The organism is Epilithonimonas hispanica, assembly GCF_003385395.1.
GTDB classification, from domain to species: domain Bacteria; phylum Bacteroidota; class Bacteroidia; order Flavobacteriales; family Weeksellaceae; genus Epilithonimonas; species Epilithonimonas hispanica.
This window is the reverse complement of record NZ_QNUG01000021.1, coordinates 1-20,283: the sequence shown is the minus strand read 5'-3', so window position 1 is coordinate 20,283 and position 20,283 is coordinate 1. Positions and strand designations below refer to the sequence as shown.

The 20,283-nt window shown below is 34.5% G+C and carries 18 protein-coding genes and 2 pseudogenes; 4 read left to right on the top strand and 16 right to left on the bottom strand.

Annotated features, from left to right (window positions below):
* Position 1 precedes the first annotated feature (1 nt).
* From DRF58_RS10950 to DRF58_RS10935, 4 genes are all read right to left on the bottom strand, one after another.
* The gene (locus tag DRF58_RS10950) at positions 2-607 is read right to left on the bottom strand and encodes an REP-associated tyrosine transposase (protein ID WP_116035416.1); all 606 of its coding nucleotides are present in this window, start codon (positions 605-607) and stop codon (positions 2-4) included.
* Positions 608-742: 135 nt separating this feature from the next.
* A complete protein-coding gene (locus DRF58_RS10945; RefSeq protein ID WP_116035414.1) occupies positions 743-1,195 on the bottom strand; it encodes a DUF417 family protein in 453 nt (150 codons plus the stop codon).
* An 81-nt stretch (positions 1,196-1,276) separates the two neighbouring features.
* Positions 1,277-1,549: a hypothetical protein gene (locus tag DRF58_RS10940; RefSeq protein ID WP_116035413.1), complete on the bottom strand. Its 273-nt coding sequence runs from the start codon at positions 1,547-1,549 to the stop codon at positions 1,277-1,279.
* A 9-nt stretch (positions 1,550-1,558) separates the two neighbouring features.
* Positions 1,559-2,113, bottom strand: a complete 555-nt coding sequence (locus tag DRF58_RS10935; protein ID WP_116035411.1) for a sigma-70 family RNA polymerase sigma factor — start codon at positions 2,111-2,113, stop codon at positions 1,559-1,561.
* A gap of 554 nt (positions 2,114-2,667) precedes the next feature.
* Between DRF58_RS10935 and DRF58_RS10930 the strand changes: the two are divergent.
* A pseudogene (locus DRF58_RS10930) lies at positions 2,668-2,889 on the top strand (alanine--tRNA ligase-related protein); the annotation flags it as partial.
* On the opposite strand, the gene DRF58_RS10925 reads toward DRF58_RS10930, so the two are convergent.
* The 8 genes from DRF58_RS10925 to DRF58_RS10890 all read right to left on the bottom strand — a co-directional run bounded on the left by DRF58_RS10925 (position 2,801) and on the right by DRF58_RS10890 (position 13,312).
* A complete protein-coding gene (locus DRF58_RS10925; RefSeq protein ID WP_116035409.1) occupies positions 2,801-3,685 on the bottom strand; it encodes a type I restriction endonuclease in 885 nt (294 codons plus the stop codon). The pseudogene DRF58_RS10930 and the gene DRF58_RS10925 overlap by 89 nt on opposite strands.
* Before the next feature lie 9 nt (positions 3,686-3,694).
* The gene (locus DRF58_RS10920) at positions 3,695-8,152 is read right to left on the bottom strand and encodes an RNA-binding domain-containing protein (RefSeq protein WP_162300303.1); all 4,458 of its coding nucleotides are present in this window, start codon (positions 8,150-8,152) and stop codon (positions 3,695-3,697) included.
* A gap of 134 nt (positions 8,153-8,286) precedes the next feature.
* Positions 8,287-8,940, bottom strand: a complete 654-nt coding sequence (locus tag DRF58_RS10915) for a transposase (protein WP_116035406.1) — start codon at positions 8,938-8,940, stop codon at positions 8,287-8,289.
* Positions 8,941-8,979: 39 nt separating this feature from the next.
* Complete coding sequence (locus DRF58_RS10910) at positions 8,980-10,125, bottom strand: restriction endonuclease subunit S (RefSeq protein WP_116035477.1); 1,146 nt, start codon at positions 10,123-10,125, stop codon at positions 8,980-8,982.
* Positions 10,115-11,680 (bottom strand): type I restriction-modification system subunit M, encoded by a 1,566-nt coding sequence (locus DRF58_RS10905; protein ID WP_116035404.1) that lies wholly within the window; start codon positions 11,678-11,680, stop codon positions 10,115-10,117. Before DRF58_RS10905 ends, DRF58_RS10910 begins: the two co-directional genes overlap by 11 nt.
* A gap of 197 nt (positions 11,681-11,877) precedes the next feature.
* The gene (locus DRF58_RS10900) at positions 11,878-12,198 is read right to left on the bottom strand and encodes a hypothetical protein (protein ID WP_116035403.1); all 321 of its coding nucleotides are present in this window, start codon (positions 12,196-12,198) and stop codon (positions 11,878-11,880) included.
* Positions 12,199-12,228: 30 nt separating this feature from the next.
* Positions 12,229-12,534: a hypothetical protein gene (locus DRF58_RS10895; RefSeq protein ID WP_116035401.1), complete on the bottom strand. Its 306-nt coding sequence runs from the start codon at positions 12,532-12,534 to the stop codon at positions 12,229-12,231.
* A 511-nt stretch (positions 12,535-13,045) separates the two neighbouring features.
* A complete protein-coding gene (locus DRF58_RS10890) occupies positions 13,046-13,312 on the bottom strand; it encodes a MerR family transcriptional regulator (RefSeq protein WP_123902395.1) in 267 nt (88 codons plus the stop codon).
* A 413-nt stretch (positions 13,313-13,725) separates the two neighbouring features.
* Between DRF58_RS10890 and DRF58_RS18725 the strand changes: the two genes are divergently transcribed.
* Positions 13,726-14,472 (top strand): DUF6266 family protein, encoded by a 747-nt coding sequence (locus DRF58_RS18725; protein ID WP_317124862.1) that lies wholly within the window; start codon positions 13,726-13,728, stop codon positions 14,470-14,472.
* A 169-nt stretch (positions 14,473-14,641) separates the two neighbouring features.
* On the opposite strand, the gene DRF58_RS10880 is transcribed toward DRF58_RS18725, so the two are convergent.
* The 4 genes from DRF58_RS10880 to DRF58_RS10865 all read right to left on the bottom strand — a co-directional run bounded on the left by DRF58_RS10880 (position 14,642) and on the right by DRF58_RS10865 (position 17,349).
* Positions 14,642-14,947: a hypothetical protein gene (locus tag DRF58_RS10880; RefSeq protein WP_116035395.1), complete on the bottom strand. Its 306-nt coding sequence runs from the start codon at positions 14,945-14,947 to the stop codon at positions 14,642-14,644.
* A 121-nt stretch (positions 14,948-15,068) separates the two neighbouring features.
* Positions 15,069-15,341 carry a hypothetical protein gene (locus DRF58_RS10875; RefSeq protein ID WP_116035393.1) on the bottom strand — a complete coding sequence of 91 codons (273 nt, stop codon included), beginning with the start codon at positions 15,339-15,341 and terminating at the stop codon, positions 15,069-15,071.
* 261 nt (positions 15,342-15,602) lie between these two features.
* Positions 15,603-16,295, bottom strand: a complete 693-nt coding sequence (locus DRF58_RS10870; RefSeq protein ID WP_123902393.1) for a hypothetical protein — start codon at positions 16,293-16,295, stop codon at positions 15,603-15,605.
* Entirely contained in the window at positions 16,288-17,349 is a 1,062-nt protein-coding gene (locus DRF58_RS10865) for a DKNYY domain-containing protein (RefSeq protein WP_116035390.1), read from the bottom strand. Before DRF58_RS10865 ends, DRF58_RS10870 begins: the two co-directional genes overlap by 8 nt.
* 216 nt (positions 17,350-17,565) lie before the next feature.
* Between DRF58_RS10865 and DRF58_RS10860 the strand changes: the two genes are divergently transcribed.
* Together DRF58_RS10860 and DRF58_RS19240 are read left to right on the top strand one after the other, a co-directional pair.
* Positions 17,566-19,827 carry a glycoside hydrolase family 3 C-terminal domain-containing protein gene (locus DRF58_RS10860; RefSeq protein WP_116035389.1) on the top strand — a complete coding sequence of 754 codons (2,262 nt, stop codon included), beginning with the start codon at positions 17,566-17,568 and terminating at the stop codon, positions 19,825-19,827.
* 354 nt (positions 19,828-20,181) lie between these two features.
* A pseudogene (locus DRF58_RS19240) lies at positions 20,182-20,283 on the top strand (IS982 family transposase); the annotation flags it as partial.

Genomic DNA, 20,283 nt, shown 5'->3' with positions numbered 1-20,283 from the left:
ATTATTCATCATAATTATTATATTTCCAAAACTCGTTCTTTTTTGTTACATCAATTATAGGATTATCAGCCAATTCAATTTCTAATAATCCTTTGCCGTTTACATAATTACTTGCTGATGAATATATAAAATGATGAGCTTTTTCTACAATACCAGCTCTTACCGGATTTAGATGGATATAATTTAATTTATCCCACATAAAATGAAGAGTGAAAATTTCTTCAGCATGGTTTCCATATTGCCAAAACTGATAATTTTTATTTCGTGTGTGGCTTTCTGTTGCTTTTTTAAATAAATCAAGCATCCACTCTCTGCGGCTTTCTGGTTCTGTCTTTATTACTTCAAGAATATTTGTGGAAGTAAATTTTTTAAAATCTCTTAGCAAGTCTGATAGTCTACCCTGTTTAGATTGAACAATTAAATGAATATGGTTGCTCATTATAACGTAGCCAAACAGTATCATCCCTTTTTCTTTGATGCAATATTCTAAAGAAGAAATTACAATATCTCTATACACTTTTCTGGTAAAAACATCTATCCAATCTACTACGGTACATGTAATAAAATGTGGTTTTTCCTGATCTTTTATGGTATAGCCTTCTTTCATATTTTCTTATTTTTCCCAAAAGCTATCTTGTGGAACGAAAAATAAAATTAAGAAATTTTGGTCATATTTCATTGCTCAAAGTCGGGAGACTTTGCGCAGCGGAGAAATGTGAATATATTTTTCATTTTTGTTTTATTATATGTGTTCATTTTTTCCATTTAAAAGCATTAAACCAAATCCTAAAAGCATCAAATCTTTAAGAATAAAAAAATCTGTAACAGGAACGCCGTCTACAATATGCCAGACATTTGGTGTTGTAAAGAGGTAACTTAATGTCACTAGAAAAGTAACCACCATTCCGATGCCCGCAAACTTTTTAAGAGATGCAAATTTCACGCTAAAGATTAATAACAAGGCAATGATAATTTCTATCACTCCGATTATATTCGAAACCGCTTGGGCGCTCATAATATCATATACGAAAAACGTGAGAAAATGGTTTTCTACCAAAGGTTTTATCGCTGCTGCTTCTGTAGGTGTAAATTTGAAAGCCCCAATCCAAAGTAAAATAATTGCTGCCCCAAAAAGTGAAATGTAATAACCGATTTTATACGTTGATAAACTTTTGTGCTGTGATGTCTGTTGCATTGTTCTTAGATTTTTGAATTAAAATTTATTATTTTCAAAACTATAGTCGCAACAAATACAAAATCCTGACAATTTTTTTTCTTAAAAATCTAACTTTCTAAATATTTTGTCTTTAAATTCCTGAATATCTGTATCATTCAAATCGGTTTTCTCTTCCTTAAACCATTTATTTTTTAAGATAGAATCTAAAGTTTTCAGCTTTTCTTCATATGCTTTGCACCATTTGCAAATCATTACATGCATCGAAAGCTGCCAGTTTTCTTTTGGCGAAATATTCTTTGCATTGCGTTTTTCCATCAGTAAAGTTGCCGTACTGCATGGTAAAAAGAAAATATGTATTATTTTTCTAAACATTTCTATTATTTACGATTTTGAAAACCAATTGGTTTCCAGACACTCTCTCAACTGCATTCTCGTGCGCTGTAAAATCTTCCAAAGATTAGTCGTAGAAATATTCAATTCCTGACTTACTGCGGGTGCTTTTTTTTCTTCGAGATAATAAAGTTTCATCGGAATCTTCCATCGGGAAGGTAAATCTTCAATGCAATCTTCCAAACTTTTATTAAAATCCTGATTGTCCAGAAGTTCAGGTTCTGAATTGGAAACATTCCAATCATTCAAAACGTTATCGCTTTTCCAGGAGCCGGTTTCATCAAAAAAATGGTCGAGTCTAATCTGCGGTTCCGATTTGTATTTTTTACGGTAAAAATCAGCGACTTTATTGTTGAGAATGGTATTGAGCCAAGTCTGTGGCTTACTTTTTCCTTCAAAAGAATCGTACGAAGAAAAAGCCGCAATAAAAACTTCCTGAACGATATCTTCTGCTTCAACGGTATCCGAAAGCAGAAAAATTGCTCTTCGCAGCAAAGATTCAGAATACTGTTCTATCCAGTTTTTTAAAGCTTCGTTTTTCGTCATTTTTTTGATTGTATCTTTTCAGATACTAGCGAAGGTAATAAGTTAAACGCAGAAGTGCAAAGTTTTTTAATAATCCTTTTTAATTGTTCAATCAAAATTTTATGATGAACAGTTTTTGAATATAATCTGATATTAACAGTATTTTTGTCTTTCCGTAGGAATCTAAACGGTTGAATTTTATAATGTTGAGATTCCTGCGGAATGACAAACTACATGATACAAACCTAACGGGTTTTTGAAACCCGTTAGGTTTTATTTATGACAAAGCGTTGTCAATAGCCCCGATTGAACGACCTGTTTGAGCTCTTTTTGAGAGTTTTAGCGGTGGCAATGCAGATGCTGAAACTCTCAAAAAAGCGAGTAGTGAAAGCAGGAAAAGCTTCGCATAAAAAAATAAAATGTCTTTTTGATATAATCTAAATAGCATCTAAATGTTATTGTCTAATAAGCAATATTTTACTTAGTAATTATGACATTTTGTGACATAAAATCGATTGAAAATCTTAAATTTGCATCTTATCAAAAATTTGTAAAAAGCAAAGCAATATATAATTATGACATCACAAGAGATTCGTCAGAAATTTTTAGATTATTTTAAAAGCAAAGACCACCTTATCGTTCCTTCTGCACCGATTGTGCTGAAAGATGACCCTACTTTAATGTTTTCCAACTCCGGAATGACGCAGTTCAAAGATTTTTTCTTAGGCTACAAAACGCCGACTGCACCGAGAATTGCCGACACACAAAAGTGTTTGAGAGTTTCCGGGAAGCATAATACTGCGGATAACGGCACAAGATTTTTTCTTCTTTTTTAGACGTATCAGGGAACAGGATAAAGTGATGCAGAATATCACAAAGCCTTTGCTTGTTCAGCATTCCGTGGACGATGGATGTGGCGGTATGAATGCCCGTCAGTGCTTTCTTTTCTTCGCCTGTTATTTTATGCCAACCGTAGAAAAAATCGTAAGGCGCAAACAGAGAACCCGCTTTGTTGTTCACGCCATCGCTGATGATGCAGAACGCATTGTATTTCATCAGTTCCGGAATATCTCTTCGGTAGCGGATGCTTAGTTGTTTGTACGCATCATAGATGGTAATCTCTTCTTCTATCGTTGTTTTAAACTCAAAAACTACCACTGGAATACCGTTGATGTACAGAATCAAATCCGGAATCCGTAGTTCTTTTCCCTGAATCTCCAGCTGGTTCACAATCTTAAACCGATTGGTTGTTAAAAGACTGTTTACATCAATATCGATGTAGCGGATGTGCAAATCTTTTTTAGAAGGATTGTTTCTCTTAAAAATCAGACCGTCTGCCAATAGTTTCCCAATGTATTTATTGCTGTCATACAGATTGGATGCAGGTTGATACGCCAATTCATTGATAAGAGTTTCCAGTTCTATCGCTTCCAAATCGGGATAACGCGACAGCAGAAAATTACTCAGATCTTCCCGAATCAAAACCTCCTGATGCAATGCCCGAACTACGTCTTTGCCATTCGTGTACTCGTAGCCTTCCTCTTTCAAAAGATGGATAAATGATTTTTCTAATTGGGATTCGGTGTATTTCATTAGAAATTTTTAAGATAGATAATTTATAAAAATATTGTACAATTTTGATTCTTTATTAGTGTCACAGCCCAATCCTTGTTTTGATTCACGTCTAAATGCATCAAAATTTTGGGGAAGTCTTTCACTTGCGTAGTATGACAAGACCTGATCAAAATCCTCTTGAACAATACAGTTCCCTTTCAGTCCCAATATACGATGTTCAGATATTTTTTCCGTCTCAAATAGCTTAATGTAAGTTTTATCAAATCTCTGCGTTGTAATTGCCACCTCTGAATTAGGCATACAAGGAAACACTGACATTAGTTTGCCGAATGTGCTCATTGCGTTCATATATCTCTTATTAAAAGGTCTATTCAGAATACTTCTAATTTCGACTTTATTGACGCAAGCATTATCATAACATAGAAGCAAATCTGCAAACTTATATTTTTCAGTAATTTCAACCTTAAATAAATAATCTGATACGTCAATTGTTGACATCATATAAGTATTATCCTCAAATATATATAAATACCCTAGTAAATTGTGACTTGTTTTGGGTATGGGATTAGAAAAACGATCACCCTCTTTTTTAAGATCTGCATAAAAATCTTCATTTTGAATTTCAAAATTTAGCTCTTCAATATATGACTTATTTTTATTTGTTATTTCAGTTTTATTCTTTTCATTCTTGAATTTTAAATCGCCAATCATTTGTACACCTTGACTATTAACATTCGCTTTACGATACATAAAGTCAATCAAATCAGCGCCCTTTAGAATTCTTGTCTGTACACCTTGCCTTTGATAGAATTCATTTTCGAAAGGAATGGGCTTTTCAAATTGTGGAATTACGATTTCCAGATAATCCAATAGATTTGACTTATGGAATCTGTAATCTAATAAAGCATTGATTTCTTTTGGAAATGCAGATACAACAAGTGATTGTATATGATTTTGATAATTATCAAGAGTTTTGATTCTAACATCAAAATTAAGATCGTTTTTTATTCCTTTTATATCCCCAGAATCATCAACTCCAATAAATAGCGATCCCCCATTATCATACGAATTCAAGAAACCTGCGATTGTGCGTAGTATTACTTTTTGCTGTGCTTCTTCTGATGCAGAGTAAAATATAGAAGTTTTAAATTCTTTGTTCTTAGATTCAGACCCGAGATTTGTAACATTTTTGTTAGCATTTTCATTTTCGTCGGTAGCACTCTCACCAAGCAAAACTGATTCAAATTCCTTTATAGAGTTTTTGTCACCCGTGATAGTCACATTGTATAGTTCACTTATTATAATTTTCCTTAAATATGTAAGGACTGGTGCAGTTTTATCTAGTGAAAAAAATAAGTTATTTGATTCTATGAGTTTTTTAAGGATGTAATAATTTGAATCAGGTGGCAGATTAATCGGTAACTCCAATACATCAGTATTAATAAACTTAATCAATGCAAAAACCTCTGATTCTTGATCTAGTTGCAAAGTATTTATAGCAAGAGCAGAATTATTAATTGGTTCTTGTTTTAACTCAAGATCCTCTTGGTATTCTAATTTAACGATTTCAGCTAAATCATTTAATTTAATATTATAAAAGAATGATTTATTACTTTTGACAATACCAGAAATTATGATTAAAAAGAAATAATTAATTGCAAGTTCTTTGGGATCTTTGATATAGAATAGCCGTTGCTCTAAACAATGCAAAATAAGATCACAAAACATTTTCAAATTAGAATCATAATGATATTCCAATTCATTGTCATCAGAGTTATCATTATCTTCAAATTCGCAATTGATCTCACTGGTTTTCTCTTCTTTTACATTTTCTACAAGAACACCTGAAGAAATAAGATAATTTCGATAATGATCTTCAGCTTTTCCTGAGTATTCTTCTTTGGATAATCTGTATTGAGTAGCATAAAATGATTGATGTTCCTGCGAATAATCTGTAATGATCATTTCGATTACATCATCTAATACAAAATTGGAATTTGGCAAAAAGACTGGCCAACCTTCTTTAGTAATTGCGTAAGTTTTATCTTCATAAACCTTAACTATTTTACCTATGGTTTCTACCGAAGTATATAAAATTTCATCAGCATATTTATTTAATGCAAACTTTGGTGAGATTACAATTCTTTCATTTTCAATTCCTACAATCTCAAAATTAATGATGTCGTTAATTTTAAAAAAATCTTCTAATTTATTTAATGCTTTTACTTTCTGAAAAGAATTAATATGTAAAAGTATATCTTTCTTTAGACCATCGATATCGCATTTTAAAAAACAAATACTTTGATTTTCATTGTGAAATGATTTTATTCTTCCTTGGAAAATTTCATTTATCAAATGATTTGAAAACGGTTTTTCAGTTTTCTCTTTTATTTGTTTTCTGTATGTTATCTTACCTATAAGATTTTTTAAAAGGTCACTGATATTATCCTCCACTTGGATGCTATCTGTTTCTAAAGTTGAAGAAATAAATAAATTGCAAGTATCAAGCTTTGCTATTGGAAATTTTTTCTGGATCAAATTTTTTCTGTAGAGATTTCTTGGCACAAATTCCAAACCTACAGCTGAATAAAAAATTCGACCAGCACCAGTACAGTATGATTCTTTAATTTCAGGAATAATGCTTGAGTCAATAAATGCAGTTAATGAAATTTCGTAAACACTTTGATGTCTATGGATATTTGGATTCAAATAACCCTGTTTTACCGCAAGTTCAATCGCAAAATTCAAATGTTCAACACTATTATGGTAAATAGCAAGAAAACGCAAAAGATTAATCGAAGAAATACTTGCTTTAAAATAATTTTTGTCAAGTACATTCAAAATGACTAGTAAATATTGATTAGAAACTAGAAACTTGAGATTACTGTTTTCATCTTCTACAAAATTATCGGAACGGGCTTCTAAAATTTTGTCTCTAACTCTGCTTATTTTTGACTCAATCGATCGAATATAAGTGTAACGATCTTCATCTTGAATAAAGCCGTATTTGATCATCAAAAAAATAGTATCGTATAGATTCTCATCATTAGAATCTGCATTAAAAAACTGAGAAATCTTAACTAGTTCCTTTAGAATATTCTTATTAGATTGACTTAAATATGGTGTACGATTCAAACTCTCCTTAATACCGGATAAAAATTCTTGATCTTTATCATCCAAATAAAGATCAATGGCATTAAGCATTGCTTCCAATTTCTCAATTTTACTTTCTGCTTTTTGAATAATCTCCGTAGTCTTATGCATACTAAAGTTCTTCAAATAATCAGATCCTTCAAGAATCCATTTTTCAATCTTAATGTAGATATCGATAAGTATTTTTGCTACTTCATATTCGCCCTCATCTAATTTTTTAAAAATTTCTAAATCTAAAAATGCCAAGTAACTAAATACCCACAAATTTTCTCCATCATTATATTGGTCAATAAATGACAGATTTTTTTTCTCGTCCAGCGGATCATCTGCATTTTCAGATTCTGAGAGAAGGTTAAAGAAGTACTTATCTTCCTCATCGGCGTAACCAATTGCGTCAAAAACATCTTCAACTAGATAATTTATACTATCCCAATCAGTGATAGCATTTATCAAATCCAGATAACCTCTTTCTGTAATTCTGAAAACATACAATTCGATAGTATCCCCTTCTTGTAATTTACTCATCTCTTTACTAAATGAGATGTCATTACTCGGGTGATAGTTGTTATACATTTTATATTGGTCTTTAAGAGACCAATATGTCATTCCGTTTGCAGGGTCGTGAAATTGTTTTTCGATTATGAAGCTATATTTTTCACCAACTTTATATAGCTTCGACGTAATGTATGACCGAACCACCTTCAAAGTGGAACTTCCGTCACTGTAAGTTCCAAGATGCACAGAAATATTATCGTCTAAATTTTCCTGAGAAAGTGTTGGAGGAATATTAACAATAAATTGTTTTTCTAAAAACTCAGTTACTGCAAATAGATTATTATTTTTGTTGTAATAAGATTTTATAATTGGTAAAGTATATATTTGATTATCTTCAAAAACAGAGTAATCAAATTCTTGCCGAGCAGATTCCGAAGGCAAAACATCTCTTTTGTTTACAAACTTTAATCTATTATTATTTAGATCCAAATCATATATCTCTAAGCTGATTTTCTTCTGATTTTCTGACTCTTTAAAAGATAGTGGAATACCGAACTCCATTCTGTTGTAGTTGGAAACAACAATTACCTTTTCTGTTTCCCTTACAATGTCAAATTGATACGATTTACCAACCTCATACAGATTAAGAATACTGTATTCAAAAGTTATATGGCCACTAAAAATACTAGTTTCTTTTTCAAACAGAAAGAATTCATCACCTACTTTGTGATCTAAAACAAAGCATCGATGCTGTACTTTTGTAGAAAGGTCGTAGACCCAAGCTGTATTATCTAAAATAGACTCGAGTCTATATTTTTTATGTTTAGGGTGCTTCATAGTATAAACATTCATAATCTTTATTCGTACAATAAGTGATTTTCGATATCTCAGTGTAAAAAAGTTTACATCGAAAATTTATCTTTTTGAATGCCGATTATTTTTTTGTTTTAATTTCATTTTTAACTTGTCTGTTAATCTTGGTTATCACTAGTTTTATTTCTTATTCCATAAAATTTATCCTCTTTCCAGCGTTTCGGATTATCTCTAATGTAGTCAGATATTCTTTCGTAAGCCTGTTCGTTTCTAATGATATGCTCATAATAATTCCTTTGCCAAATCTTAAAATCTAATTCTTTTATCTTCTCGGTTGGGGCGGTTGGGGCAGTTGGGGCGAATTGCAATTCGCCCTTACTTTCCATCGATTTTTCGCCCGTACTATCATTTATTTTTTCGCCCATATCTAAAATATTATCTTTTATTTTTTTAATCGCTGCGATTTTATATCCTCTGATAATAGCTCCCACCGTTTGCGATGGCGATTGAAATTTCCCAATCTCATTATTTCCTTTTTGAAATTTTATTTCTATGATGGAATGAAAATGGTTAGGCATTACGACAAATTCGTGCATAACGACATTATCTCTTATTTCACTAGTGTTTAGCCATTCTTTTTGTGCTATTTCTCCATAGCTGTTCAATATCATTTCTCCATCTACAATTTCCCCAAACAAATATGCCCTGTCCTGACAACAAATCGTGATAAAATACAATCCTTCCTGGCTATAATCATAACCTTGCAAACGTATCGATCGGCGATGGTGTTTTTGGGGATTGTAATGTTGCATTTTTTTTCAGTTTACGTCGGGGCGAATCGCAATTCGCCCTTATACCGTTATCTTTCTCTTTTCTTCCTCCCCAACCGCCAACCGTGACAACAACAAACTTTGCAGTTGTGTGAGTTTTTGGTTTTGATTATTTAATAATTTTACTTCTTCGAAAATTACAGTAGAAGATTTATGAAACTTATTCATCATATCTTCATTAATAATTGAATATTTATATTTCAGTAGATAAGATTCGTGAACTCTTTGTCTACCGGAAGAACCAATCATACTACTAATTGCAAATGCTCTAAAATCTGCATCTTTACATAAACAATATATCCAGAAGGGACTAACAAATGACTTTGGTCGTATTACAATGAATTCCGTGGATCCAAATCCTATCTCATCATTACTCAAAAAATTAACAAATCCTGTTTTTCCATTCTCTAAACAAGGGGTTATTCTAGCTAATAAGGTATCATCATTTTGAAATCTTGATCCGCCATTGTATTCTCTTTTAATAGGTTTTGTAATGGATAGTTTATTTGCTGATAAATCACTCATTTCTGTGTAATTTGCAATATCTCCTTTCTTTAAACTTAAAGTAGGATTTGTAATTATGTAATCTTGCAAAGTAGTGACATTAACGCTTTCAAAATCCACAAACCAATGTTTATACAAAGCCTGCGCAGTCGCTTCCAGTTTTTCGCAAATCTGCTCGTTCACTTTTATTTTGTTGGCTATGCTTTGGTATTGCGCTACAATTTGTCGCTGTTCTTCTATGGAAGGAACTTTTATTTCAATAGACTTCAAAGCCTCTAAATGAAGTCCTCCTCTTACATCCGCATCGGTGTAGAACCAACATTGTCTGTCAAATTCTTTACGTCTAAACCATAACATCAGATATTCTGGCAAAACGTCAGAAGTTATAACTTCAAAAACATCATACGCGGGAGAAACAATAAAATCATAATCAAAAGTTGACATCGAAATAGGCAATCTTTCATCACGACCAACGTGCATTCGGTTACAGGCAAATTGGTATTTCCCTACAACTTTATATTTCTTTAGGTCAACACCAATAATATTTGCCACCGAAGGCATAAAGAATTTATCAATATTAATCCCAAATAATACTGTTGCATTTCCATCAGTATTTTTGTTACTGATAAATTTGACCATATCACCCAATCTCCTATAACTCATAACCCAAAGTTTTAAAAACATTGGAAACCTCTTCTTTCAATTGGCTTTCCTGCTCAAATAAATCTTTCAAATCGGTCTGTAAACTTTGCATCTGCTCATCATAATCCAGACTTTCATCACGGTTGACGAATTCTATATATTTACTCGGCACTAAAGAATAATCTTTTTTGCGGATGTCCTCCAGAGTCGCACTGTAAGAATATTCTGGTATATCCTGATAGGTTACTTTCCAGTTTTTCTGTTGCCAGTTATGATAATCGGTAGCAATAGCCGTAATCTCTTCCTCACCAAACTGAATATATTTCTTTTCAAATGGTTCACCTTTCTGTCGAAGATCCATAAACAGCACTTCGCCTTTTCGGTCACGGTAATTTTTTACACCATCGTTCACTTCAAAAGTTCGCTCATTTTTATTGCGGTTCAGAATCCAAAGTGTTACCGAAATATCGGTAGAATAAAACATACTTTGCGGTAAAATTACAATGGCTTCAACCAAATCATTTTCAATAATCTGTTTCCTTATTTTATATTCTTCGCCACCACCACTCAAAGCACCATTTGCCAAAATAAATCCGGCAACGCCATTCTGAGAGAGTTTAGAAATCATATTCAGAATCCACGCATAGTTGGCATTGGATTTTGGGGGTACTTCATAACCTGCCCATCTTGGGTCGGTAGTCAGTTCGCTGTCGGCACGCCAGTCTTTTAAATTAAAAGGCGGGTTCGCCATTATGTAGTCGGCTTTCAGATCTTTGTGCTGGTCGTCGCCAAAAGTATCTGCTGCTTTGTTCCCCAGATTAGAAGAAATCCCACGGATGGCGAGGTTCATCTTAGCCAATTTGTAGGTGGTATTGGTAAGCTCCTGACCGTAGATAGAAATATCTTTTTTGTTTCCTTTATGTTTTTCAATAAACTTCAGCGACTGTACAAACATCCCGCCCGAACCACAGGAAGGGTCATAGATTTTCCCCTTGTACGGCTCTATCATTTCAGCAATCAGATTAACAATGGATTTTGGCGTGTAGAATTCCCCTTTTCCTTTCCCTTCGGCAATGGCAAATTTGCTCAGGAAATATTCATAAACGCGACCTACGATATCGTGTGCCTCGTCTTTCAGGGTATCAATATTGTTAATGGTATCCAACAAAGCAGAGAACTTAGACTGATCCAGCCCAAGACGGGAAAAATAATTATCGGGCAACGCGCCTTCCAGAGATTTGTTGGTACGCTCAATGGTTTTCAGGGCAGAATCTACAATTAGGGTAATATTTTCCTGCTTGGCATTTTCCATAATGAAAGTCCAGCGCGATTCTTCAGGAAGATAAAACACATTTTCCGCCTGATAAAATTCGGGAATATCTAAGAATGCTTCTTTGTGTTCGTTGATGAGTTCCTGTCTTCTTCTCAGAAATTTGTCATTCGCAAACTTGAGGAAGATGAGACTCAACACTACGTGTTTGTATTCGGAAGGCTCTACAGAACCTCTTAATTTATTGGCAGAATCCCACAGGATTTCTTCGGTACTTTTAGTTTTTGCAGCTGTTTTCGTTGCCATTATATCTTTTCTTGATCAACAGTTTTATACTGTATAATGAGTTGTTTTATGTTTAACTCTCAAATATAACCAAAATCCCTATTCAAAGATTACGATTTCCCTTTCTTAAAGCAATTTTCATCAAAAAAATAAAAAGCAAAACCAATCCCTTTTGCATCGGAAACAATTCCGCTTAATCCATTTAATTATATAAGGGCTCACTCATACAAGTTCTCTACACCGTGCTGTTCCCGCCAGATATTGATCTGGCCTCGTTGTACACAATCACAGAAACCCTGCCATAGCCCTACCCATTCATAATACGCAATTTCAAGATTATCACTATCATCAAAATTTTGGCTTACACTCGCATTCGGAAAAGACTGCTTCTCCCACACACCACTGTTTAGACTTGTTTCAACATTCATAATCGTATTGTAAAATTCAAAAACAAGTACACCTCCCTTTTTTCTGCGCTCTTTTTTAATCGCTTTTATCTGAAAAAGATTCAAAGCCAATCCATCGTGCTCGTATATCATAACATTTTTTTTAAATTAAATACTAACTAATCAACTGCCCAAACCATCATAAAACGTATCATTAGAATCCTCATCTTTCAATTCATAACTATTCCACGCCTTTACCCACCAAGAAAAACTTTCCTTTAGATCCAAAACATCATCAAAATACTGTGTCACTGGTTCATTCCGGAAAGACAAAAAATCTATATCTTCTTGCCGGTTATCTGGATCATCCAATTCTATCAAAACATTATTAAATTCAAAAAGCAGAAAACCTCCCTCTCCAGATATTTCACTTTTTATAGCCTTCAAAGAAGACAACGAAACGGCTAATCCTTTATAAGATGCGATCATAACTAATTATTTTATATAAACCTTTATCCATTTTAGTACACATAACTCACCTCCAATAGTCCGAATTAAACCAAACATCTATCGACAAGTTTGTAATCTTTAACAAAAATCTATTACCAATACATCTAAAACCTATTTAAATTGATATTATACATAACTTTAAAACCACATAGACACATAGTTCTTCTGAAAATAAAGAAGAAAATAGTATACTTCTATTTTTACTTTCCCGCACTTAAAATTATAATTTTCTATCTGACTATGTGATTTTAATTAATTTTTAAACAGGTTCTTAGATTTTCACAACTATTTTAAAATAGTTTTTTTCTTAACACCTACATACCCAGTAATTCAAATATACAAATTCCCCCATAAAAATCTAAAAACCAAACAACTAAATAACTAAACAACTAAATAACTAAGTAACTAAATAACTAAATAACTAAAAATTACATAACTAAAAAAAAGCCTCTCCACAGAAAGACTTTTCCAAAAAATTCAACCAAAACACTCATCCCTTGTAAGGTCCATAATTCTGAACATAATACTGTTTCAGAAGATCCAACATCAGCAGTGGCTTGATAAAAATCACATTACCATTCAGCTGGATCCCATTGATTAGGCCCTTTTTTCGATAATTGCTCATGCTCCTTACAGAGACACGCAGCATTTGACACACATCATCCAAAAACATAATCTGACTTTCATCAAGCAAAAATTTTAAAAAATTTTCAGCATCATTCATCATGTTTTCTAGGTACTCAATTAGTTTTCTCACAAAATCTTGAGAATTTAAAAAATTAATTTCCATATAGCAGTGTTTAAAAGTAAAGCAAGTTAAACAGAATCCATCAATAAAAATTACGTATAAATACCTAATTTACAAACTTAAGAAACAAACCTCTCGTCAATTCGAGTGTTTTCGCAACGCAGTGGAGAAAATCTATCGAGAACCCTTCCTAAAACTTTACAAGCACATGAAACAAACCTCTCGTCAGTTCGAGTGTTTTCGCAACGCAGTGGAGAAAATCTATCGAGAACCCTTCCTAAAACAAAACCAACTGCCCCATCAAAAGGTATCCAAACTCCCCACAAACTCCGAACAAACTCCCCAGAAAAGGTACAGAATAGGTACAGAAAAGGTATAGAAAAGGTACGGAATAGGTACAGAAATACTACACAATCGGCAAAATGCAGCAAAATTCGGCAAATCAATGCACTTTTCGGCAACACCTCCCAAACCCTCCTTTCTGCGATATACCTTTACATCACAAACAAATAAAATTATTTATTATGTCAAAATTAGACGACTCATTGCTTAGTGGTTCCAGAGGACGCACTGGCAGACTTGTAGTAGCGAATGTTAACGGTATCGAAGTACTCAAAATCCGTCCAAAAAAGAGTGGCAAACAAAGTTCTTTAAAACAAGATCTGGTCAAAAAAAGAATGAAAGACACCTACACATTTATGGGCGCCTACAAAGCATTCGCATCGCAGTTCTTTGGGCATCATTTCGGGATGACTTCCCAATTCAACCAAGCCATGGCAAACCTCCTCTTAGCCTTCAAACTAGATTATCTGCAAAACCAGATCAACATCAGTTACAACGAGATTCAGTTTGCAAAAGGCAATCTTTTAGAACCCATCCCCACAGCCATTGCATCTCCGGTAGCTCAGCAACTCTCACTGGAGTGGTACAACAATTCTGCTGGCAACTTAGACAGAGAGTCAGACCTCGCACAGATCCTTTGCGCCATAGAAGGGGAAGCCAATACTATTTTCTTCCAGACTCAGATCAAAAGATCCGAAACAGAAACCACGCTCACCCTTCCTCCCAATGCATCTGGAAAAGAAGTACACGTTTACATTGCCTTTTGCGACAATCTTCTTACACAGGTATCCAATTCTGTCTATGTAGGATCTGTAACACTGCTCTAGAAAAACCCATTCAAAAACAAGAAACACCCTCAAGATAAGGGTGTTTTTTATGGTTAATAGAGGGCAGTCATCACATCGCTATGCCACAAATACAGCCATAGCATTACCAATTTTAATCACTAAGTATCTCCATAATATGTCCTACTCAGCACCATATAAAAATAGGATTTCACAAGCTATTAGGTTCAAAATCGATAGGCATTTCAAGATTCACCACAAATTCTGTCCACAAGCTCCACGTGTTAACCCATTCCTCATAATACAACTCCAGATCCGCAAGATTATCATAATATTGGCTAACTGGCGCATTTTCATAAGAATTCTCCTCCCAAACATTGCTGTTATGACTCGTTTCCGAAACACGTACCATATTATGAAACTCAAAAATAAGATAACCGTCTCTCCCTGTTACTTGCTTCTTAATTGCTTTCAGTCTGAAAAGATTGAGCGCAATACCACCATGTTGATAAATCATAATTAAATAAAGGATTATAAAGATTAATAACAATACTACCTTATGCAAACAAGCACTTCATAAGCGTTAAAGCCTGTAAACCATTCTCAAAAACCTAGATCACAAACTTCCAGTCACTGCACTATTCAGAGGTGCTTACCTGCGTCACAAAATTATTCCATACTCCAATCCAGGCATCAAAACTCTCTTGCAAGTCCAGAACATCATCATAAAACTGGCTCAAGGGCTCATTACGATAAGACCGCTCCACCCATTTCCCCGTCTCATCATTTTCTAAACGAACCAGTGCATTATCAAACTCAAAAATCAAAAAACCACCTTCACCAGAAAGTTCCATTCGCAGAGCCTTAAGAGAATAAAGTGAGATCGCAATCCCATTGTGTTCATGTATCATAATTCAGTTGGATTGATTATACAAAAAGTAAAAAACATTGACATAACTCAACAGAATAATGGATGATAAGATATATTTAGAATCTCAAAAAACAGATCTGTTTTCATTAGGTATTATTTTTTAATAAAGATATCAAAATAAATCATTAAATTCAAAACAATATTAAAATCAACCAAAATCATTACCATTTCATCAAACAAATACAACAGATAATATCTAATTCACAATCCAAACCACCGCCATACATCAAACAACATACATCTACCTCACCAACGCCGTCTTCACCCCTTCTTTCTCCAACTGATCTTGCAATTCCTCTATATAAGCTGTAACCGTAGATTCAGACTCTGACTGCAAAGTCAATCTGGTAGAGAAACGAAGACGCATACTCTTTGTACCATTTTTTAGCACAATTTGCATTTTACCTACATAACCACTGGTCGTTCGGTAATTGGATTTAACAACAGAAAACATCACTTTCTCAATATCCTTAATCCTATATTTTTTAAAGTTAAGACTATTGAAAATCAAATAACCGTCTTCTATAAGAAATGGAGCTATTTTTTTGTTACGTAATAAGTAACTTACCAAAAAAGCAACTCCTGCACCGCCCAAAATCAACAGATAAGGCAGATACCAATCGCTATCATAAGAAACACTAGAAGCTACAACACTATCACTTTCTGGCACTATCAATGCTCCCGAGCGACTCAGCTTCTGGATATCATCATGATAAAATTCGGTGCTCATCAGCATCTCTCTGGCTGTAGCCCAATCCTTGATTTCATACACTCCAGACGACATCAGATTGGAACTACCAAAGCGATCAAAATAAAAATAGCGATTCGCTGTCTGCCAGAGATTAGTGTAAGGATTTCCACCGTTATCCAACTTTTTCAAACCGATTGCAGAAACATCTTCCAACACCATCAGATGGGTAGATCGGCTACCCAACCCTGTTTTTCTGCCCCAATGTTCTGAAGCCTTTAGGAAATAACTTATCACCACTCACAAAAACATCCGGTGCTAATAGCTTAAACTGGTTATCCACAAACGGATTATCGCCAGCACGTTTCACCTTTTCAGATTCAGGGTCATAGAAATAGATACCTTTTCTACTGCTGAACAATGCTTGACTGGCATGTTTCAGATTAGCACTCAGCATTTTGTAAGGCGCAGCAGACTCGTCAAAACCATGTCCATCAGCATAAACCATTCCGTGCAGATCATCGATGAGATAAGCAGTTCTGGATGGTACATCACCTTCTATCCCCACCTGAAACAAACTGGCATTATAAGCAACAGGCAGCAACAGGTTTTGGTAATACACGTGCTTACCATCAGTAAAGTAACTAGTACTCTCTCGCATATCTCTATCCATATAACGGATGCTAAGCGGGCGGATAGACTTAGGATCTGCTTTTGGCATGACCAATCCCCTGAAAAAAGCATGTTGAGTATGACCCACAATATCAAATCCTCTTTTAGATGTATAAAGTTGATTCTTGGGAAGTTCTATGAATGGGTACCAATAGGTCTGGGGTTTCTCGGCAATACCTATACTATGCCCTACCAATTGCATTACCTCTGTCAGAGTGCCTAGTTCCTGATTACGCTCTGAGTGTCTGGCACAGAAATAAGTAATAGTGCCATCTGTATAGTAGTTATTAGACAACGCTTTTATTTTATTGGGATCTAGCCCTTCAAGAATGATATTCCCAGCATAAACATGATTAGCATCCCAACCAATATGGGCATCCTGAAAATGATCAGTAAAAGTCTTAAAGGTCTTAGCATCCGCACCCATCACTTCATAATAACCATTACTCGGTATCATGGCATAAACTTTCCCTTCATAAATGCAATAAACACCATTAAGGTCATTCTTAGGCGTATTGTAAGTAATAGGCTGAGCTTTGTCTGATAAAGAAACATATAGGAGACCAAAACAAGAGGCAAAAACCAAAATTAGTAAGCCGGCAATGAGAAATCGAAATCGATAGAACATTAATAGTTTTTATAGTGGTTGATTCTCAAATTTAATGAAAAACAAAATACCATAATCATTAAAAAAACAGACTACCATTAATATTAAACTCGGCTAAGCCATTCATTTTCATAGCTTCAAGCTATATTAATAGGATATGAATCAATAACTTGTATTTTCTCATTATGAGATAATGAAGTTTTTATTATATTTGTGAAGAACCACTAAATAAATTTTATGTTAAAGAAAATCGTTTTTCTTAGTATTCTAACGCTCTCATATACCGCTTCTACAGCTCAAACCAAATCTACACCTATCTATCTGGATGATACCAAACCTGTAGCAGAAAGAGTGAAAGATGCCCTCTCCCGTATGACTCTGGAGGAAAAAGTGGCAATGCTCCACGCCCAATCCAAATTCAGTTCCGCAGGTGTTCCAAGATTAGGAATCCCAGAATTCTGGACTACAGATGGCCCTCACGGTGTACGTGCAGAAGTAAAATGGGACGAATGGGATCAAGCCGGCTGGACCAATGACTCTATCATCGCCTACCCGGCTTTAACAGCATTATCTGCTACTTGGAACAAAAAAATGTCCTGGAACTACGGAAAAGCTTTGGGAGAAGAAGCGCGTTACCGTAAAAAAGATATCCTTTTAGGGCCTGGTGTCAACATCTACAGAACCCCACTCAACGGTAGGAATTTTGAATACATGGGTGAAGATCCTTTCCTGACTTCCAAAATGGTAGTTCCTTACATACAAGGGGTGCAGTCTAATGGTGTTGCAACATCTGTAAAACATTATGCACTGAACAACCAGGAAACATTCCGCCACACCAGTAATGTGAAAGTAGATGACAGAGCCTTATACGAGCTCTATCTTCCACCATTCAAAGCGGCAGTTACAGAAGGTGACTCTTGGACCATAATGGGTGCATACGATATGTACAAAGGTCAATACGCCAGCCAAAACCAATATCTATTAAATGATATTCTGAAAGGCGAATGGGGTTACAAAGGTGTTGTAGTCTCGGATTGGGGCGCAGTCAACAATACCGAACAAGCCATCCACAACGGACTAGACATGGAGTTCGGAAGCTGGACCAATGGCTTATCTGCCGGTACTAGTAACGCTTATGATAATTACTATCTGGCTAAGCCTTATTTGGATTTAATTAAATCCGGAAAAGTAGGCACAAAAGAATTGGATGACAAAGTAACGCGCATCCTGAATCTGGCTTACAAAACCACCATGAACAAGAACAAGCCTTTCGGGAATGTAGCCTCTGAAGATCATAAAGCAGTTGCTAAACAAGTAGGCGAAGAAGGCATTGTACTTCTTAAAAATCAAAACAACATTTTACCGATCAACCTTAATAAAGTTAAAACTATTGCTGTTATCGGTGAAAATGCCATCAAAATGATGACTGTCGGCGGTGGTTCTTCTTCCTTAAAAGTAAAATATGAAACGCTACCTCTCGACGGTATCAAATCTCGTTTCGGAAAGCAAGCTGAAGTGAAATATGCCAGAGGCTATGTAGGTGATCCAGGCGGCGAATACAACGGTGTGAAATCTGGTCAGGACTTAAAAGATGACCGTTCGGCAGATGCTATCCTAAATGAAGCTGTAGAATTAGCTAAAAAATCTGACTTCGTCATCTTTGTTGGAGGACTCAATAAAGCCGATTACCAAGATGCAGAAGGGATTGACAGAAAAAGTTATGGATTGCCGTACAACCAAGATAACGTAATCTCAGCCTTGGCAAAAGCTAATAAAAATCTAGCTGTTGTACTGGTTTCAGGAAATGCTGTTGCCATGCCTTGGATTAAGGATGTTCCTGCTATTGTAGAATCTTGGTATCTAGGTTCGGAAGCTGGTAATTCTTTAGCATCAGTTTTAGCAGGTGATGCCAACCCTTCTGGTAAATTACCTTTCACTTTCCCTGTAAAATTGGAAGATAATTCTGCCCATCAATTAGGAGAATATCCTGGAAACAAAGAGGAATTAGCAGCCGGAAAAGGGAAAGATCAAAAAAATCCTATCAACATCACTTATAATGAAGGTATCTTCGTAGGTTACCGTTGGCACGACACAAAACATATCAAACCGCTTTTCAGTTTCGGACACGGTTTAAGTTATACGACTTTTGAGTTTGGTAAAGCTAAAGCAGATAAAACGAGCATATCGCAAGATGATAAAATCACATTTACTTTCACTATAAAAAACACAGGAAAAAAAGCAGGTGCTGAAGTCGCTCAACTTTATATCTCCGATTTGAAGTCTTCTCTTCCACGTCCTACCAAAGAACTGAAAGGTTTTGAAAAAGTATTCTTAAACCCTGGTGAAGAAAAAGAAGTCAGCATCACAGTTGACAAAGCTGCTCTAAGCTTTTTTGACGCAGACAAACACGCTTGGGTTGCTGAGCCTGGAGATTTCGAAGCTTTGATTGGAAACGCTTCCGATAACATCAAAACAAAAGTAAAATTTACTTTGAAATAAATAGTCCTAAATAATAAGTTTCAATTTTCACTTTAAAATAACAATCCGGAAGATCTTGATTTTCCGGATTAATTATACATCATTACCAATATAGCTAAGAACTTTTAGTTATTTAAAAATACTTAGATATCATAATAATTGAATTAAATATAAGCAAGAAACTAGTATTTCTGTTTAATTTCAACATACATATTCCATCTATATGCATCCTTAAAATCATGAGACATAATATCAATTTTGGTTTTCAAATAAAATATATTCTATTATATCTTCTTAACCCGTAGTGCATTATAAAAAAGGTTACTCATAATACGAAAATTTCGTATATTGTATTGACTATCAATCTAATACGTTATGAATAACCTAGATGCAATTTACGATTTTATTTTAAAGGAATTAAGAAAATTAACCATCAAAGAAAATTTTTATTTCAAACCAATTAAACCAAAATTATCT

What these genes read in the sequence shown, in the direction of transcription:
- DRF58_RS10950 (WP_116035416.1), bottom strand. Translation starts at nt 607, where the DNA reads ATGAAAGAAGGCTATACCATAAAAGATCAGGAAAAACCACATTTTATT.
- DRF58_RS10945 (WP_116035414.1), bottom strand. Translation starts at nt 1,195, where the DNA reads ATGCAACAGACATCACAGCACAAAAGTTTATCAACGTATAAAATCGGT.
- DRF58_RS10940 (WP_116035413.1), bottom strand. Translation starts at nt 1,549, where the DNA reads ATGTTTAGAAAAATAATACATATTTTCTTTTTACCATGCAGTACGGCA.
- DRF58_RS10935 (WP_116035411.1), bottom strand. Translation starts at nt 2,113, where the DNA reads ATGACGAAAAACGAAGCTTTAAAAAACTGGATAGAACAGTATTCTGAA.
- DRF58_RS10925 (WP_116035409.1), bottom strand. Translation starts at nt 3,685, where the DNA reads ATGAAATACACCGAATCCCAATTAGAAAAATCATTTATCCATCTTTTG.
- DRF58_RS10920 (WP_162300303.1), bottom strand. Translation starts at nt 8,152, where the DNA reads ATGAAGCACCCTAAACATAAAAAATATAGACTCGAGTCTATTTTAGAT.
- DRF58_RS10915 (WP_116035406.1), bottom strand. Translation starts at nt 8,940, where the DNA reads ATGCAACATTACAATCCCCAAAAACACCATCGCCGATCGATACGTTTG.
- DRF58_RS10910 (WP_116035477.1), bottom strand. Translation starts at nt 10,125, where the DNA reads ATGAGTTATAGGAGATTGGGTGATATGGTCAAATTTATCAGTAACAAA.
- DRF58_RS10905 (WP_116035404.1), bottom strand. Translation starts at nt 11,680, where the DNA reads ATGGCAACGAAAACAGCTGCAAAAACTAAAAGTACCGAAGAAATCCTG.
- DRF58_RS10900 (WP_116035403.1), bottom strand. Translation starts at nt 12,198, where the DNA reads ATGATATACGAGCACGATGGATTGGCTTTGAATCTTTTTCAGATAAAA.
- DRF58_RS10895 (WP_116035401.1), bottom strand. Translation starts at nt 12,534, where the DNA reads ATGATCGCATCTTATAAAGGATTAGCCGTTTCGTTGTCTTCTTTGAAG.
- DRF58_RS18725 (WP_317124862.1), top strand. Translation starts at nt 13,726, where the DNA reads ATGCAGCAAAATTCGGCAAATCAATGCACTTTTCGGCAACACCTCCCA.
- DRF58_RS10880 (WP_116035395.1), bottom strand. Translation starts at nt 14,947, where the DNA reads ATGATTTATCAACATGGTGGTATTGCGCTCAATCTTTTCAGACTGAAA.
- DRF58_RS10875 (WP_116035393.1), bottom strand. Translation starts at nt 15,341, where the DNA reads ATGATACATGAACACAATGGGATTGCGATCTCACTTTATTCTCTTAAG.
- DRF58_RS10865 (WP_116035390.1), bottom strand. Translation starts at nt 17,349, where the DNA reads ATGTTCTATCGATTTCGATTTCTCATTGCCGGCTTACTAATTTTGGTT.
- DRF58_RS10860 (WP_116035389.1), top strand. Translation starts at nt 17,566, where the DNA reads ATGTTAAAGAAAATCGTTTTTCTTAGTATTCTAACGCTCTCATATACC.